We start from the raw sequence: 17769 nt of genomic DNA, 5'->3' as shown, positions 1-17769 counted from the left end.
GTGTTTCGATGGTAAAAAGAATAAAAATGCGCACGTTGTTAATAGGGGGATTCATTACCCTCTTTTTTCTTGTACTCGTAACCCGTATATTTTTCATTCAGGTGGTAAATGGTGACAAATGGCAGGAGCGTGCGGCGGGTCTTATCGAAAGGGAACAGACGATCAAGGCTGCTCGCGGAACGATTACGGATCGAAACGGGAATGTGCTTGCTACGGATTCGCCAGCGTATACCGTTTCAGTTAATCCGCTTTTGATTAATCAACTAGGTATTGAGGACGAAGTGACGACAAAATTGTCCGCATTGCTCAACAAAAATGAGAGTGAGATGCGGGCTCTTGTTACTGCAAAGAATAAAGATGGTGATTTTTTTCAGCAACGTGAAGTACGCAGTGAGGGATACAAAATTAGTCCTGCACTTGCAGAAAAGGTTAATGAGTTGCGCGAAGAGCTTCAGGATGAACACAAGGCAAAAAATGCGATCGTCATGACGCAGGAATCCAAACGTTTTTATCCGGAAGAGTCCTTGGCCTCTCATGTGCTGGGTTATATGAGTCGTGACGGCAAAGCTGTCAACGGGCTTGAAGTCTCGTATGATGACGTGCTGACAGGCACGGATGGTTTCCTGAATTACCAGAAGGATGCCAAAGGCATCAAACTTCCGAATTCACAGGATAACTATTTACCTCCGAAGAACGGCAAAAACCTGAAGCTGACGATTGATGATACCATCCAGTTTTACATTGAAAGTGCAATGAAAGAGACAATTGCGAAATATAACCCGCTGAGTATGACCGTCATTGCAGCCGACCCAAACACGATGGAGATTCTGGGGATGGCCAACTGGCCGACCTTTAATCCGAATACGTATGCGAGCACGCCGGACCAGAAAAATTTTATCAACCATGCAACGCAGTCGATCTATGAACCAGGTTCCACGTTCAAAATTGTGACACTTGCGGGAGCCGTGGAGGAAAAACTGTTTGATCCGAATGCAACGTTTGAATCCAAGCGCATATATATCGGCGGTTTCCCGATTAGTGATAACGGACATACGTACGGAAGAATCTCTTACCTTGAAGGTGTCAAACGCTCCAGTAACATCGCTTTTGTTAATCTGGGGTACAACATGCTCGGGGGAGAGCGGTTGCGTCACTATATCGATCAGTTTGGTTTTGGTAAAAAGACGGGCATTGACCTGCCAAGTGAAGCGGCTTCGCCAATCAAACCCTTGGTATACAAATCAGAGATTGCTACCGCTGCATATGGTCACGGTCTCGTACAAGTGACGCCGATCCAGCAGTTATCTGCCATCTCGGCCATTGCAAACGGCGGTAAATTGCTCCAGCCTCATCTCGTGAAGGAGATCATTAATCCGAATGATGGCACAACGGAAGCGATCAAACCCAAAGTAATTCGACAGGTCATCTCTAAAGAATCGGCCAAGCTTGTTGGCGGGTATCTGGAGCAGGTCGTAGCAGATCAGACGATCGGCACAGGACGTAATGCCTATATTGAAGGATACCGGGTTGCAGGCAAGACAGGTACAGCGCGAAAAGTTATCAACGGTCAGTATAGCAAAAACAAAGACGTCGTTTCGTTTATTGGATTCGCACCAGTCAACAATCCGAAGATTGCGATGTTGATTGTGATTGACCAGCCAGATGGCACAAACATTGGCGGAGGAACTGCAGCGGCTCCGGTGTTCAAGAAGGTTGTAAGCCAGACGTTGCAATATATGGGCATACCGAAAGATACAGCCAAAACGACAGACAAAAAGTCAAAAGAAGCTCCTGTTGTACAGGCTAAGGCTCCAGACTTGAGTGGTAAAACGGCTAAGCAGGCGAGAAGCCAGCTTCTCAGCTCCGGAATTGCTTATGTCACGCTTGGTCAGGGTGAAAATGTGATTCGCCAGTATCCACAAGCAGGTGCTTCGATGAATCCAGGCCAACGAGTCTACCTACTGACGGAAGAGAGCAGTAAAATGAAGATTCCAGATCTGACGGGTGAATCTCTTCGTGATGCGTTGGAGGTTCTCTCACTGATGAAGGTAGGCGTAACAGTCAAGGGTGAGGGATACGTCGTGAAACAGAAGGAGCAGGTGTCGGGTGAGCAACGGACGGTGCAGTTAACCCTACAGACAGCGAAGGCAGCGGTAACCGGTATAGCTGATGAAGCTCCAGATTCTTCTGATCCGAATGCGAAAAACCAGGACAAAAATACAAAAACAGCTGATGAGGGTAAAACGGATGGGGATGATCCTCCGGGAAGCGCCTCGAATCAGAGCCAGTCTGACAAGCAAAAGGGTCAAGACGAGGCATCTGGTAAATCAGCCACTGAAGGGGCTTCCCTGCCATAGACTGCATAGACAGCTTGTTCTAACCCCCGGTTGTCCTGAATATTCATGAATGAGACAGTTCATGATTTTGGGACGAGTGGGGGGATCTTTTCGTGAAGGGAACAAGTGTGAATCTGCGCCGCAGGTTGCTGTGGAGTTTGTTAATTCTGGTTATGTTATTTTCGGCCTTGGTCATCAGGCTTGCTTATGTTCAGTTGGGGAAAGGGCCGGAACTATCGGCTAAAGCGGAAGAATCCTGGCGTCGTAACATTCCGTACACAGCTAAAAGGGGAGAGATTCTGGATCGAAACGGGACCTCTCTAGCTTACAATGTGACAACCCCAACAATCATGGCGATCCCGGCTCAAGTCAAAGAAGCGGAGACCACAGCCAGGGCGCTGGCACCGCTACTAGGTATGACAGAAGAGAAAGTACTGGCAACCATCAAGAAACGAGAATTGATTGTACGACTACAACCCGGTGGCCGCAAAATTACGATGGAGAAAGCTCAGCGCATTCGTGATTTGAAGCTCCCGGGTATCGTTGTTGCCGAGGATAACAAACGTTTCTATCCGTATGATGATCTGGCTGCTCATATTCTCGGATTTACAGGGATTGATAATCAGGGACTGACCGGTGTTGAAAAAAGATATGATGACAAGCTGAATGGTTTAAATGGCAGTGTATCCTACTTGTCCGATGCGGCCGGAAGGCTCATGCCGGGCTCATCTGAGAAGTATGTGGAACCGAAGGACGGGCTCAACCTCAAGCTGACCATTGATAAATCCATTCAATCGATTATGGAACGGGAATTGGATCAGGCGATGGTTAAGTTTCAGGCTAATTCCGCTCTGGCTATTGCAATGAATCCCAAAACAGGCGAAATTCTAGGGATGTCTAGCAGACCTGGCTACGAGCCGGCAGATTATCAGCAATATCCTTCAGAGATTTATAACCGGAACTTGCCCATCTGGATGACCTATGAACCAGGTTCAACGTTCAAAATTATTACACTGGCTGCTGCGTTGCAAGAAAAAAAGGTAAACCTGCAACAGGATCAATTTTTTGATCCCGGATTTGTAGAAGTCGGCGGAGCACGCTTGCGCTGTTGGAAAAAAGGCGGACATGGAAGCCAGACTTTCCTTCAGGTGGTAGAGAACTCCTGTAACCCCGGATTTGTTGCTTTGGGGCAGAAGCTTGGTAAGGAATCGTTGTTCTCCTACATTAAAAATTTCGGTTTTGGTACCAAAACCGGAATTGATCTCAGCGGAGAAGCAAGTGGTATTCTTTTCAAATTAGCAAACGTAGGTCCTGTTGAACTTGCAACGACCGCCTTTGGGCAAGGTGTATCCGTAACTCCTATTCAGCAAGTAGCAGCGGTATCGGCTGCCATCAACGGTGGCAAGCTGTATAAACCTTACGTTACGAAAGCCTGGGTGCATCCGGAAACCGGAGAGGTGCTGGAAGAAGTAAAGCCCGAACTCGTTCGTCAAGTCATCTCGGAGGACACGTCCAAACAAGTACGAGAGGCGCTCGAAAGTGTGGTTGCCAAAGGTACAGGGCGTCCGGCATTTATCGATGGCTATCGGGTTGGAGGTAAGACAGGTACGGCCCAGAAGGTTATTAATGGTCGTTACTCGTCGAGTGAACACATCGTTTCGTTTATCGGATTTGCTCCGGCTGACGATCCGCAGATCGTGGTATACACCGCTGTAGACAATCCAAAGGGGATTCAGTTTGGCGGTGTCGTTGCAGCCCCGATCGTACAAAATATTTTGGAAGATTCGCTCCATTATATGAATGTGCCTGTGCGTAAGGACCAACTCGCCAAAGAGTACAAATATGGTGAGACCAAAATTGTGACGGTTCCTGATCTTACCGGGGCTACGGTGGAGGATTTGTACGAGGATCTCAACATGAATTTTATGCTGGCGAAGTCGGGAAGTGGCAAGTACGTAATTAATCAGGCACCTAAACCAGGAGCAAGAGTAGAGCAAGGTTCAACGATTCGTATCTATATGGGCAATGTCCTGAAAGATGAAGGGCATGATCATACGAAGCATGAATAAAGCTCTCGAGTGGAGTTTCAAGTAGCGCTCTTATAATGACTCAAACGGAGTTTCATACTCCGACCGCAACAAAATTCAGGGGATCGCGTTTCATTATTTGGTGATCTGGTCGATATTAATACTATAGGAATCTGTGGATACAGAAGTATATTTGGAAAAGTGAGGTTATTCATGTGCTTTTAAAACAGTTTAAATCCAAATTGATTACCGCCCGTCTCGTGGGCGACCCCCATACAGAATGTCACAACCTTCAGACAGATTCCCGGCAAGTCAAACCGGGTGATCTGTTTATCTGTCTTCCGGGACATACGGTCGATGGACATGACTATGCAGATAAAGCAGTGCAGGCCGGAGCGTCTGCTCTCGTTGTGGAACGGCAGCTTGACTTGCCTGTACCGCAGTTGATTGTGAAAGACAGTCGCTTTGCGATGGCGGTTCTATCTGACTTCTTTTTTGACTCGCCAAGCCACAAGATGAAAATGATCGGAGTAACAGGAACGAACGGCAAAACAACAACGACTTATTTGATTGAAAAAATTATGAGCGATTACGGTCAGAAAACCGGGCTGATCGGCACCATTCAGATGCGGTATGATGGACGCACTTACCCGATGTCGGGAACAACACCCGAAGCTCTGGATTTGCAGCGTAGTTTGCATGATATGGTTCAGGCTGGTACGGAATGCTGCGTGATGGAAGTTTCTTCTCATGCGTTGGAGCAAGGGCGGGTGAAAGGCACGGATTTCCGTACAGCAGTATTTACAAACCTGTCGCAGGATCATCTTGATTACCATCATTCCATGGAGGAGTATCGCGCAGCTAAGGGCTTGTTTTTCGCTCGTCTGGGTAACGGTTATGCCGAAGATGCTTCCGAGCGGAAGTATGCGGTGATCAATGCGGATGATCCGGCTGCGGATTATTATATCTCTGTAACGGCTGCTGAGGTTATTACATACGGCATGGGAGAACACGCGGATGTCCGTGCCTCTGCAATTTCAATCACAGCTCAGGGAACGACCTTCCATGTAGATACCTTTGCGGGTAGCACAGACATTGAACTACGTATGGTAGGCAAGTTCAACGTGTACAATGCGATGGCGGCCATCTCGGCAACGCTCGTGGAAGGTATTCCACTGGAAGAAATCAAGCGCAGTCTGGAAACCGTACCGGGTGTGGATGGCAGGGTGGAAGCTGTCAATGAAGGTCAGGCATTCGCGGTTATCGTCGATTATGCCCATACACCGGATGGACTTGAGAATGTACTGCGTACAGTCAATGAGTTTGCGGAAGGCCGTGTCATCTGCGTATTTGGGTGCGGGGGTGACCGGGATCGCACAAAACGCCCGTTAATGGGTAAAATTGCTGCGAAGTACAGTGACTTTGTATTAGTGACTTCTGACAACCCGCGGACGGAAGATCCCGATCTGATTCTAAAAGACATTGAGCAAGGTTTGCTGGAAGAGTCCGTTCCGTCTGAGCGTTACACAATGATCGTGGATCGGCGTCAGGCCATTCATGAAGCTATTGAAATGGCAAGCCCGGCCGATGTAGTATTGATTGCGGGCAAGGGTCACGAGACTTATCAAATTATCGGAACAACCAAGACCGATTTCGATGACCGGATCATAGCCAAAGAAGCGATAAGGGGCAAATCCAATTGATAAAACGAACATTGGCGCAAATCGCCGACATGTGTGGTGGCACACTAAGTGATGCCGCAGTTTATAGTGAAGTTATCGCCGAAGGGGTATTTACCGATTCACGTAAACCGGTGGCAGGCAGTTTGTTTATCCCTTTGGTAGGTGAACGTTTTGATGGGCATGAGTTTGTGCAAGCTTGTCTGGAGCAAGATGCTGCGGGGGCGTTGTGGCAAAAAAATCATGGTGCTCCGCCGCAGGGAGCTGTTATTTTGGTGGACGATACCCTGACTGCATTACAGGCACTTGCATCGGCTTATCTTCGTGAGAACAAGGCATCTGTTGTTGGCATTACAGGCAGTAACGGGAAAACAACAACCAAGGATATTGTAAACGCGCTTCTCTCTACCACATTCAAGGTGCATAAAACGCAGGGGAATTTCAACAATCATATCGGTCTGCCACTAACGGTATTGAGTATGACTCCGGATACGGAAATTATTATTTTGGAGATGGGCATGAGCGGACGCGGTGAAATCTATGACCTATCTGTCATTGCTCAGCCGGATGTAGCAATCATCACGAACATTGGCGAATCCCATTTGCTTCAGCTTGGCTCAAGACTTGAAATTGCCAGAGCTAAGGCTGAAATTGCTGCTGGTATGAAATCTGGCGGATTACTCATATACAACGGAGACGAGCCTTTAATCGCGCAGGTGCTTGAAGAGTCTGCAACAAAGCAACCTGAAGGCATGCAACGGTTTAGGTTTGGATTACAAACGGATAATGACGATTATCCAACGGGGCTGATGAATGCACAGCACGGGATGGTGTTTACAACCAAGCAGTCTGGCGACAAAGCTTATAACCTTCCCTTGCTGGGTACGCACAATGTAATTAACTGCCTGGCTGCCTTGGCCGTAGCACGTCATTTTGGAGTGACTGAGGAAAATATGGCAACAGGCTTGTCACAGTTAAAATTGACAGGGATGCGTATTGAGGTCACCCAGGCGGTCAGCGGACTTACTCTGCTCAATGATGCATATAATGCAAGCCCGACTTCTATGAAGGCTGCTATAGATGTGTTAGAAGGGTTAAAAGGATATCGGATGAAAGTGGCTGTACTGGGAGATATGCTGGAGTTAGGTTCGGAGGAGCAGCAGCTTCATCATGAGATCGGGATGTATATTACTCCTGATAAATTGGATAAAGTGCTGGTATACGGTCCATTATCCTTGCATATTGCTGAGGGAGCAAAGAAGCATATGGCAGCTGAAGCTGTGCATGCTTTTGATAATAAAGAAGAATTGACCCGTTATCTGCTGGAGAATCTTCATCCGAAGGATGCAGTTTTGTTTAAAGCCTCGCGAGGCATGAAACTGGAGGATGTAGTTCAAGCACTGCAGACGGCACCATTACAGAATCGAGTAGACTAGAGGGGTGAACCCATGGATTTTCAGGTATTACTGTTAACAATCGGCGTTTCATTTATTTTGGCGGTGATTGCCGCACCGCTACTTATTCCGCTCCTGCGGCGGATGAAGTTCGGACAGCAGGTCAGGGAAGACGGGCCTCAGAGCCATTTGAAAAAAAGCGGAACACCAACGATGGGCGGAGTCGTTATTTTACTTGCGTTCACGCTGGCGTTTCTTAAATTCTCAGCGGTCAAAAACACAGACTTTTATGTGTTGCTTGTCGCTACGCTTGGATTTGGTCTCATTGGTTTCTTGGATGACTATATCAAAATTGTTTTCAAGCGTTCGCTTGGACTGACTGCCAGACAAAAAATGCTGGGCCAGCTGTTTTTCAGTGCCGTCATGTGTTATTTGCTTATTCAAAACGGACATAGTACCGCGATTTCTATCCCGGGAACTTCGGTTTCGTTTGACTGGACGGGATGGTTTTATTATCCGTTTGTTGTGTTTATGATGCTGGCTATTACCAACGCGGTTAATTTTACGGATGGTCTGGATGGTCTTCTCTCCGGTGTCAGTGCGATCGCTTTTGGCGCGTTTGCTATTGTAGCCATGCAGGCAACGTCGATGCCGGCCGCAGTGTGTGCAGCCGCCATGATTGGGGCTGTTCTCGGATTCCTGGTTTACAATGCGCATCCGGCCAAGGTGTTTATGGGTGATACGGGTTCACTTGGAATCGGCGGTGCCATTGGTGCAATTGCTATCGTTACGAAGACGGAACTCCTGTTTTTGGTCATCGGCGGTATTTTCGTAATCGAGGTCCTTTCCGTTGTGATCCAGGTAGTATCCTTCAAAACCCGTGGTAAACGTGTATTTAAAATGAGCCCGATTCACCATCATTTCGAGCTTAGTGGCTGGTCAGAATGGCGAGTTGTCATTACCTTTTGGGCGGTAGGTGCTATTTTGGCCGCTCTTGGACTTTATCTCAACAAGGGGTTGTAAATGATGAATCATCCAGAAACATATCGCGGACAACAAGTCGTCGTGCTCGGACTTGCGAAGAGCGGCGTACAAGTTGCCAAGGTGCTGCATCATGCAGGGGCTAACGTTATCGTAAATGATAAAAAAGACAGGGAACAGTGTCCCGAAGCCTCCGAATTGGAGGCTTTGGGAATTTCTGTTGTATGCGGGGGCCATCCGGATGACCTTATTCATAGTGATGTGAAGCTGGTCGTCAAAAACCCCGGCATTCCGTATCATGCTGCTCCTGTGCAACAAGCACTTGAATTAGGGATTGAGGTGGTGACCGAGGTAGAGGTAGCATATCACCTTTGCGGGGCACCTATGATCGGTATTACCGGTTCTAACGGAAAAACAACGACCACAACTTGGGTAGGAAATATGCTGGAACAAGCAGGCTTGAATCCCATTGTTGCTGGTAATATTGGAACCCCTCTCTGTGAAGCTGCAGAGCAGGCTACCCCTGATAACTGGATGGTGGTCGAACTAAGCAGTTTCCAGCTCAAAGGCACGGTAGAGTTTCGTCCGCGTATCGCTGCGCTTCTGAACGTGGCAGAGACCCATCTGGATTATCATGGGGGCATGGAAGATTACGTGGCTTCCAAGGCAAAGCTGTTTGCCAATCAGCAGCCAGATGACGTTGCTGTTCTCAATTGGGATGATGCGGTATGTCGTGAGCTCATTCCTTATATCAAGGCGAGGTTAATTCCATTCTCGTTGACGGAAAACCTGGAAACAGGCGTGTATGTAGATCCGCCTTATGTCGACGGAGAAGAGGATGATGTAAAGCGTCAGGTGATCTATTCGGATGGTGCAGGCCATCGAGCGGTAATCATCGATGTGGAGGAAATTGGTATACCTGGACGTTTTAATGTGGGCAATGCGCTGGCTGCAGTAGCTATTGCAATCGCAGCGGGTGCTGACACGTCTCAGCTGGCTACTCCGCTAGCTGATTTCAGAGGTGTTGAACATCGACTGGAGTATGTGCTCAAGCATAATGGCTCAGTTTATTACAACAATTCGAAAGCTACCAATTCCAAAGCGACGGTCATGGCACTGAATTCCTTTAAGGAACCTGTTGTATTGATTGCAGGCGGACTAGACCGTGGTTCGGATATGATGGAACTGTTGCCGGTTTTGGAGGAGCGTGTCAAAGCACTGGTGGTTCTTGGTGAAAACCGTGCTAAAATTGCTAAAGTCGCAGAACTGGCGGGACTAAAGCATATTAAGGTCGTCGATAATGAGGAGGACGCTGCCCGTACGTTGACGGTTGCCGTTCAGGAAGCAGCAAGTCTGGCTGAACCAGGGGATGTTGTTTTGTTATCCCCTGCGTGTGCAAGCTGGGACATGTTTGCCTCTTATGAAGAACGGGGACGCATTTTTAAAGAGGCGGCGCATAACTTGTAAGTAGGGGGGTGGAAAAGCCCCTACTTCCATGCAAGGGGTGGCCTCCTGATGAAACAGACGCGACCGGCGCCGGATATTTGGCTCCTGATTTGTATTTTGGCTCTGCTTGCCATCGGCATCATTATGGTGTATAGCGCAGGCTCAGTACTTGCGTTCCGAAACTATGGCGATTCATTTTATTTTGTGAAAAGGCAGATTTTATTCGCCGTGCTTGGGCTAGTAGCCATGTTTGTGACAGCGAATGTGGATTATAGGGTATGGCGAAAGTATGCCAAACCGATTTTAATTATCTGTTTTATTATGCTCATTGCTGTATTAATTCCGGGAATCGGTGTCGTTCGCGGCGGTGCACGTAGCTGGCTGGGAATTGGTTCTTTCGGTATCCAGCCCTCCGAGTTCATGAAACTGGGTATGATTTTGTTTTTGGCTCATTGGCTGAGCAAAGATCCCGGTAAAATTAAAACTTTTACAACGGGGCTGTTGCCTCCGCTTGGGCTGATGGGGCTTGCTTTTGCCATAATTATGTTGCAGCCCGATTTAGGTACAGGCACGGTGATGATGGGGGCATCCATGCTTATCATTTTCACAACCGGAGCACGAATGAAACATCTAGCACTGCTTGCGCTTGGTGGAGTTGCAGGATTCGCGGCGCTTGTTGCGGCGGCACCTTATCGGTTGCAACGGATTACAGCTTTTCTTGATCCGTGGTCTGATCCGCTAGGTGCAGGTTATCAGATCATTCAATCGCTCTATGCGATCGGTCCAGGTGGACTGGCTGGTCTCGGGCTAGGGATGAGTAGGCAGAAGTACAGTTACGTGCCTGAGCCGCAGACGGACTTTATATTTAGTATTTTGGCGGAAGAACTCGGTTTTATTGGTGGAATGATTGTATTATTATTGTTTCTCGTGCTGGTGTGGAGAGGAATGCGTGTAGCAATGACGGTTCCAGACTCCTTTGGCAGCCTGCTAGCTGTGGGGATTATCGGTATGGTTGCTGTGCAGGTCATTATTAATATCGGTGTAGTCATTGGACTCATGCCTGTCACAGGAATTACATTGCCGCTGATCAGTTATGGAGGTTCATCACTGACACTCATGCTCACCGCACTGGGCATATTATTGAATTTATCCCGTTATGCGAGGTGACTTATACGATGCGAGTCGTTCTTAGTGGTGGCGGTACGGGTGGGCATATCTATCCGGCCGTAGCCATAGCAAGACAATGTGAGGCGGAAAATGCCGACTCAACGTTTTTATACATTGGCGGTACACGAGGACTTGAAAGTAAGCTGGTTCCTCAGGAAGATATTCCTTTTAAATCGATTGACATTACCGGCTTTCGGCGTAAGTTATCCTTTGAAAATGTGAAAACGATCATGCGATTCGTTCAAGGGGTAAGGAAATCCAAAAAAATGCTGAAAGAATTCAAGCCGGACGTTGTTATCGGTACAGGTGGTTATGTCTGCGGGCCTGTTGTATATGCGGCGGCCAAGCTGGGAATCCCAAGCGTGATTCATGAACAAAATGCGATTCCAGGCCTGACGAACAAGTTCCTTATGCGTTATGTAGATACGGTTGCTGTCAGTTTTGAAGGATCTGAAAAATCATTCTCTGGAGCTAAAAAAGTAATCTACACAGGTAACCCTCGAGCGACAACGGTAGCTCAAGCCAGTCGGGATCGTGGATTCGCTACATTGGGTGTTCCGATGGACAGCCGTGTTGTGCTTGTCGTTGGAGGTAGCCGTGGGGCTAAAGCGATTAATCAGGCGATGATTGAAATGGCACCAATGCTGGAAAAGCTGGATGATGTACATGTCGTTTACGTTACAGGCGAGACCTATTTTGATGAAACCCGTGAAGCGATCCGTAGTTCTTTGGGAACGATGCCTAATCATCTGCATGTACTTCCATATGTACATAACATGCCTGAAGTACTCGCTTGTACCTCTTTGATTGTGAACCGCGCAGGAGCCTCGTTCCTTGCGGAGATTACATCTCTTGGCATTCCATCGATTCTGATTCCATCACCAAACGTAACCAACAATCATCAGGAGGCCAACGCGCGTACCCTTGAAAAAGGAGGAGCCTCACTCACGATGCTGGAGAGAGAGCTTACAGGCAAGGGCCTGTATGAAGCAATCGCAGGCATTATGAATGACGAATCAGGGCGTAAGCAGATGGCAGAGGCTTCTCGAAAATTAGGTAAACCAGATGCGGCAAAAGTGCTTGTAAACGAAATCAAGCGTCTTGTTGCAAAACGATAATAGGGTGTATGGAGGCATTCATGGGCGATTGTCACACACCAGACGGGACTGACATAAGATACGGTATAAATCGTGACAATCGTTCCATGATACCGTAGTACAGCATCATATCGGCAAAGGTGCAACTAGGGTGAAGACCGTGAGTTACCCACACGGCATTGCTGGTAATGACTGGTCGAACCGAGGGATGGATTGCGGAGCCTTATGGATCGGATGTGTCACGGATAATTCAATTCGCTGAAATTGACTGGGAGCAATGGATATCCATATCATTGTTCAATCAGGCCAAGCGACAGCAGAGGACGTCATCACCCTTATACAGTCTATTCAGAGCACTATATCATCTCATGGCGGTATCCACCGGGTACCGTATGTTATCGCAGTGGGTGAGCGTAAACCCCGGAGGTGATACATTGGACAAATTGGTGATTGAAGGTGGGAGACCCCTATCAGGATCCATACGCATCCATGGAGCAAAAAATGCCGCTTTACCGATTATGGCCGCAAGTTTGCTCGCAGACGGAGAAATTACGCTGCACAACGTTCCACACTTGCTGGACATCGAAGTAATGCTGTATATCCTGGAACGACTTGGATGCACATGTCGGCATGAGCAGGGAACAGTGACGATCAATACGTCGCTCGTCCGGTCACATGATGTGCCAGAGGATCTTATGAAGCAAATGCGGTCTTCCATTTTTCTGATGGGGCCATTGCTTGCGAGGTTTGGAAGAGTATCTGTATATCAGCCCGGTGGCTGTGCGATCGGAGAACGTAAAATTGATCTTCATCTCCGGGGGCTGGAAGCACTCGGAGCACAGATTGAAGAACAAGATCAGCAAATTATCTGTCATGGAGCTAATCTGACAGGTGCGGATATTCATCTGGATTTTCCGAGTGTTGGAGCCACTGAAAACATCATGATGGCTGCTGTACTTGCAGAAGGAACAACGACAATTTTCAACGCAGCGAGAGAGCCTGAAATTCAGGATTTGCAGCATTTTCTGAATGCGATGGGGGCACGAATTATGGGTGCCGGCACGGATACAATCACAATAAATGGTGTTGAGAAGTTGCAACCTTGTACCTATGAAATCATACCTGACCGGATTGTCGCTGGAACCGTTATGATTGCTGCTGCTGCAACCCGAGGCAATGTTACGCTTACGCACTGCAATCCGGCACATCTTACTTCGCTTATACATGTGTTAAAGCGCACTGGTGTTCAAATCACAGTATGCAATGATATAATGACTGTGAGTTGTATGACCCGCGCAAAATCAGTGGATCGTATAGTGACTTCCCCATATCCATCGTTTCCAACGGATCTTCAATCACAGATCATGGTGCTACTCAGTTTGGCAGATGGATTCAGTGTGATGAAGGAAACCGTGTTCGAAGGAAGATTTAAACACGTGGATGAACTGAATGTCATGGGAGCGGATATTTCCGTTGACCTGAATGCAGCTTTTATACGTGGAGTTCCGAGACTATATGGGGCTACTGTAGAGGCAACAGATCTTCGTGCGGGTGCAGCTTTAGTTATTGCAGGTCTGGCGGCTCAAGGTAAAACCATTGTGGAGCAAGTGCATCACATTGACAGGGGATATGATCAGATCGAAAAGTTATTCCAGAGTCTTGGAGCCTCAGTGGAGAGACAGTCGACTGTTTCGAAACAGTTGGATTTTGCCAATTAACGTCCTTGGCGTCCCCTTCTTGGAAGAGGAGGGGGCCTGAGGCTTTGTGGAGCGTTATTATGCCTAAAAGTCAAATTCCGGTTCTCAAGGAGAATCGCCCAAAAGGAAACACAAGCCGTAAGATTGTAATTATCCTGTTATTATTATTTATTGTATTGCTGGCTGTATTATTCTTTCGTTCTTCTGTAAGCCGCATATCAGCGATCGAAATTACGGGTAATGTATACACGGCCACTGCGGATTTACTTGAAAAGAGTGGTTTGAGGGAAGGCGACCAGTTTTTTGGAACAAGTGCTACTGAAATCATAGAACGTCTTAAAACGATTAAAGCTGTCTCAACAGTTACTGTGGAAAAGCAATTTCCGGGTACGATTCATATCAAGGTTCAGGAGTTTCCCACAGTCGCTTATGAACTGGACACAACCGGGGCGCTTAAAGCCATATTGTCTAACGGGACAAGCCTGAGTGTTCCGCCAACGATCGGTGTTGCTGTAGAGAAGCCGATTCTGACACAATGGAAACCCAATGATCCGCTCAAAGCAAAGCTTAGTGAGGCGCTGGCTCAAATTCCAAATGAACTGACAACGGACATATCCGAAATTATTCCGAATCCGACACCTTCTTTTCCGGATCAGATTCGCATGTACACCAAGTCACAGTTTGAAGTGATTACAACGATATCGCTGTTAACGGATAAAGTGGAGTATTTGAATCAGGTGATCGAGACCGAACGACCTGGTAAAATTACGATGCTTGAGGCTGATACGTATGTCCCGTTTATACCGGATAATCCTGAGGATGACGCCGAGCCGGGAGCAGGGCAATGACGCATGTTGCTGATTAGCGGTTTTTTGCGTGAAAGTCTAGACAGGATCGGGCTTTAGCACCGGTTTATGTGTGAAACTTGTTCTTTCTGAGATGAAGAAAAAATGGTACACTTGAACTTACGGCACATGAGTTGCCTCCTTCTTTTTTCTTCAAGGTTTTATGTTTCACATCCAGAACTTGGCACCCAAAAAAATTGTAGAAAAAAGAGGGAAAGCCTAAACTGTGTTGAATATGTTTTAATGAGTGTTTGAACCCGAACGTATTTTACTATTGGAGTCAGGAGGTGCCACAGACTTGAGCAACAATGACATCATTGTTAGTTTGGACATCGGTACATCCAAAATTCGCGCTATTATTGGGGAAATTAATAATGGAACCTTTAATATTATTGGAGTTGGATCTGCCGACTCGGAAGGAATTCGCAAAGGTGTAATCGTAGATATCGATCAGACGGTGCAGTCGATTCGCAATGCAGTCGATCATGCAGAACGTATGGTAGGTATTCAAATATCCGAAGTATATGTTGGAATCTCGGGCAATCACATTGGACTGATGAGCAGTCACGGTGTGGTGGCAGTATCGAACGAGGATCGTGAGATCGGAGAAGAAGACATGGAGCGGGTGTTGAAAGCAGCCGAAGTCATTGCGGTTCCGCCCGAACGGGAAATTATTGATGTTGTCGCCAAGCAATATGTTGTAGACGGCTTGGAAGGCATACAAGACCCGCGTGGTATGATTGGTGTTCGCCTGGAAGTTGAAGCAACCATCATTACGGGTGCTAAAACCGCGATACATAATCTGTTGCGCTGCGTGGAAAAAGCGGGATTAAAAGTGAGCGACCTGGTCCTCATGTCACTCGGAGCAGGTCAACTCGCCCTGTCCAAGGATGAGAAAACGATGGGCTCTGTGCTCGTGGATATCGGAGCAGGAGCAACAACCATTGCTATTTTTGAAGAGGATAGTCTGGTTGCGACTTCAACACTGCCAATCGGCGGGGAATTTGTAACCAATGATATTGCTTATGGTTTGCGTACTTTGACGGATCAGGCGGAGAAAGTGAAGTTGAAATATGGTTGTGCCTGGCTTGATGATGCTGCCGCAGATGTGATGTTCAAAGTGACGCGCATCGGTAGCAACGTGGACAAGGAGTTTTCTCAGGAAGATCTGGCGGCTATTATTGAGCCTAGGGTTCAGGAGATATTCCAGATGATCGGAACGGAGGTCAAACGCCTTGGTTACAACGAGCTTCCTGGCGGTTATATACTAACGGGAGGTACGGTCTCTATGCCTGGTGTTCTGCAAGTGGCACAGCATGAACTTGCTGCTTCGGTCCGTGTTGCCGTTCCGGATTACATTGGTGTGCGTGATCCTGGATATACGAGCGGCGTTGGTATTTTACACAATGTTATTCGCAGTTTGCGTATCAGGCCCTCGAGTAGCAATGGCGGTAACAACAACAACACTAATAGCAAGAAACCGACGAACCGTCCGAAGCCAAATACGGCACAGGAATCGGAGCAAAAACCCGGTCTGTTCGAACGACTGAAGAATATGTTCAGTGAATTTATATAACAGGTTGGATCCATTTCATACATTCTTGAAGCCGTCTGAATGCGCTGGTACTAAAATAAACGCTTTCGTTCGTCGATATATGAAATTGATTCGGTTCAAATCAAAAATTGGACGGGCCATCCATGCACATTGAGGGGGAGATGGAATAATATGTTGGAATTTGATTTTGAGATGGAGAGCTTGGCTCAGATTAAAGTCATCGGGGTAGGCGGCGGCGGAAGCAACGCTGTAAACCGAATGATTGAAAATGGTGTACAAGGTGTTGAATTTATTACGGTGAACACGGATGCCCAGGCATTACACCTGGCCAAATCCGAGCATAAATTGCAAATCGGTGATAAATTAACTCGTGGTCTTGGTGCAGGTGCCAATCCGGATGTAGGTAAAAAAGCAGCTGAAGAGTCCCGTGACCTGATCATGAATACGTTGAAAGGTGCAGACATGGTCTTTGTTACAGCCGGTATGGGCGGTGGTACGGGTACAGGTGCAGCTCCTGTGATCGCTGAAATTGCCAAAGAGTGCGGTGCCCTTACTGTGGGTGTAGTGACGCGCCCCTTCACTTTTGAAGGCCGCAAGCGTTCCAGCCATGCAGAACAAGGCATTGAAGCACTTAAGGAAAAAGTGGATACATTGATCGTGATCCCGAATGACCGTTTGCTTGAGATCGTAGATAAAAAGACGCCGATGCTGGAAGCATTCCGTCAAGCGGATAATGTATTGCGTCAAGCGGTACAGGGTATCTCCGATTTGATCGCAGTACCCGGTTTGATCAACCTTGACTTTGCAGATGTCAAAACGATCATGCATGAGCGTGGATCTGCGCTTATGGGGATCGGCGAATCGACGGGTGAGAACCGTGCGGCTGAAGCAGCACGCAAAGCCATCATGAGTCCTTTGCTTGAAACTTCCATTGAAGGCGCACGCGGCGTAATCATGAACATTACAGGTGGCGTTAATCTGTCCCTGTATGAAGTGAATGAAGCAGCAGAGATCGTAACGTCGGCTTCCGATCCGGAAGTGAATATGATCTTTGGTGCGATTATTGATGAAGATCTGAAAGAGGAGATTAAGGTTACGGTCATCGCCACTGGATTTGAGGATAAACCTTCTGCTCCACCGGCACGCAAACCTGCTACAGCATCAGAGTCGGCAGAGACACGTTCACCGAATCTTCGTCCATTCGGAAATCAGCCAAGCAATGATCAGTTGGACATTCCGACATTTTTACGTAATCGTTCCCGCAACAATAACAACGAATAATCAGGCAGTATTATACTTGGAAAACCCGGTGTTGCTTTTGCAGCTACCGGGTTTTTTGCTGTTTTTTATATAGCTTAACATACAGGAATGAACAAATTCTGAACAACTCGGCTGCGTCATTCCGACAAAAATAGTTGAAGACAAGCTCCCACATTTAGACAGACTTTGAACAGGAGGGTACGTATACTTGGGAATATGCTCATGAATATCGAGAGGATGAAGCACTTAAGTCGAAACAATCCGAAGCACTTAAGACGAAACAAT

General features: G+C 47.4%; 12 protein-coding genes. All 12 read left to right on the top strand.

Annotated features, from left to right (window positions below; genetic code table 11):
* The first annotated feature begins 8 nt into the window (after window positions 1-8).
* The 12 genes from FS818_RS12355 to ftsZ all read left to right on the top strand — a co-directional run bounded on the left by FS818_RS12355 (window position 9) and on the right by ftsZ (window position 17505).
* Window positions 9-2357, top strand: a complete 2349-nt coding sequence (locus tag FS818_RS12355) for a penicillin-binding transpeptidase domain-containing protein (protein WP_145332058.1) — start codon at window positions 9-11, stop codon at window positions 2355-2357.
* 152 nt (window positions 2358-2509) lie between these two features.
* Window positions 2510-4405: a stage V sporulation protein D gene (locus FS818_RS12350; protein WP_397351767.1), complete on the top strand. Its 1896-nt coding sequence runs from the start codon at window positions 2510-2512 to the stop codon at window positions 4403-4405.
* Between the two features lie 173 nt (window positions 4406-4578).
* Entirely contained in the window at window positions 4579-6066 is a 1488-nt protein-coding gene (locus FS818_RS12345; RefSeq protein WP_145332054.1) for a UDP-N-acetylmuramoyl-L-alanyl-D-glutamate--2,6-diaminopimelate ligase, read from the top strand.
* The gene (locus FS818_RS12340) at window positions 6066-7478 is read left to right on the top strand and encodes a UDP-N-acetylmuramoyl-tripeptide--D-alanyl-D-alanine ligase (RefSeq protein WP_145332877.1); all 1413 of its coding nucleotides are present in this window, start codon (window positions 6066-6068) and stop codon (window positions 7476-7478) included. The genes FS818_RS12345 and FS818_RS12340 overlap by 1 nt, the downstream gene beginning before the upstream one ends.
* A gap of 12 nt (window positions 7479-7490) precedes the next feature.
* The gene (mraY, locus tag FS818_RS12335) at window positions 7491-8459 is read left to right on the top strand and encodes a phospho-N-acetylmuramoyl-pentapeptide-transferase (protein ID WP_145332052.1); all 969 of its coding nucleotides are present in this window, start codon (window positions 7491-7493) and stop codon (window positions 8457-8459) included.
* 3 nt (window positions 8460-8462) lie between these two features.
* Window positions 8463-9884, top strand: a complete 1422-nt coding sequence (gene murD / locus FS818_RS12330; RefSeq protein WP_145332050.1) for a UDP-N-acetylmuramoyl-L-alanine--D-glutamate ligase — start codon at window positions 8463-8465, stop codon at window positions 9882-9884.
* A 48-nt stretch (window positions 9885-9932) separates the two neighbouring features.
* On the top strand, window positions 9933-11030 hold the full coding sequence (gene spoVE / locus FS818_RS12325; RefSeq protein ID WP_145332048.1) for a stage V sporulation protein E: 1098 nt from the start codon (window positions 9933-9935) through the stop codon (window positions 11028-11030).
* A gap of 8 nt (window positions 11031-11038) precedes the next feature.
* The gene (gene murG, locus FS818_RS12320; protein WP_145332046.1) at window positions 11039-12148 is read left to right on the top strand and encodes an undecaprenyldiphospho-muramoylpentapeptide beta-N-acetylglucosaminyltransferase; all 1110 of its coding nucleotides are present in this window, start codon (window positions 11039-11041) and stop codon (window positions 12146-12148) included.
* Window positions 12149-12519: 371 nt separating this feature from the next.
* Complete coding sequence (murA, locus tag FS818_RS12315; protein WP_260984677.1) at window positions 12520-13845, top strand: UDP-N-acetylglucosamine 1-carboxyvinyltransferase; 1326 nt, start codon at window positions 12520-12522, stop codon at window positions 13843-13845.
* Between the two features lie 59 nt (window positions 13846-13904).
* Window positions 13905-14672: a cell division protein FtsQ/DivIB gene (locus FS818_RS12310; RefSeq protein ID WP_145332044.1), complete on the top strand. Its 768-nt coding sequence runs from the start codon at window positions 13905-13907 to the stop codon at window positions 14670-14672.
* A 295-nt stretch (window positions 14673-14967) separates the two neighbouring features.
* Window positions 14968-16245, top strand: coding sequence for a cell division protein FtsA (gene ftsA, locus FS818_RS12305; protein WP_145332042.1), 1278 nt, complete (start codon window positions 14968-14970; stop codon window positions 16243-16245).
* A gap of 150 nt (window positions 16246-16395) precedes the next feature.
* Window positions 16396-17505, top strand: coding sequence for a cell division protein FtsZ (gene ftsZ, locus FS818_RS12300; RefSeq protein WP_145332040.1), 1110 nt, complete (start codon window positions 16396-16398; stop codon window positions 17503-17505).
* Window positions 17506-17769 lie beyond the last annotated feature (264 nt).

The sequence above is a fragment of the Paenibacillus xylanexedens genome (genome assembly GCF_007680605.1).
In the GTDB taxonomy this organism is placed as follows: domain Bacteria; phylum Bacillota; class Bacilli; order Paenibacillales; family Paenibacillaceae; genus Paenibacillus; species Paenibacillus xylanexedens_B.
The sequence above is the reverse complement of the archived record's forward strand: the minus strand, read 5'-3'. Positions and strand labels throughout refer to the sequence as shown.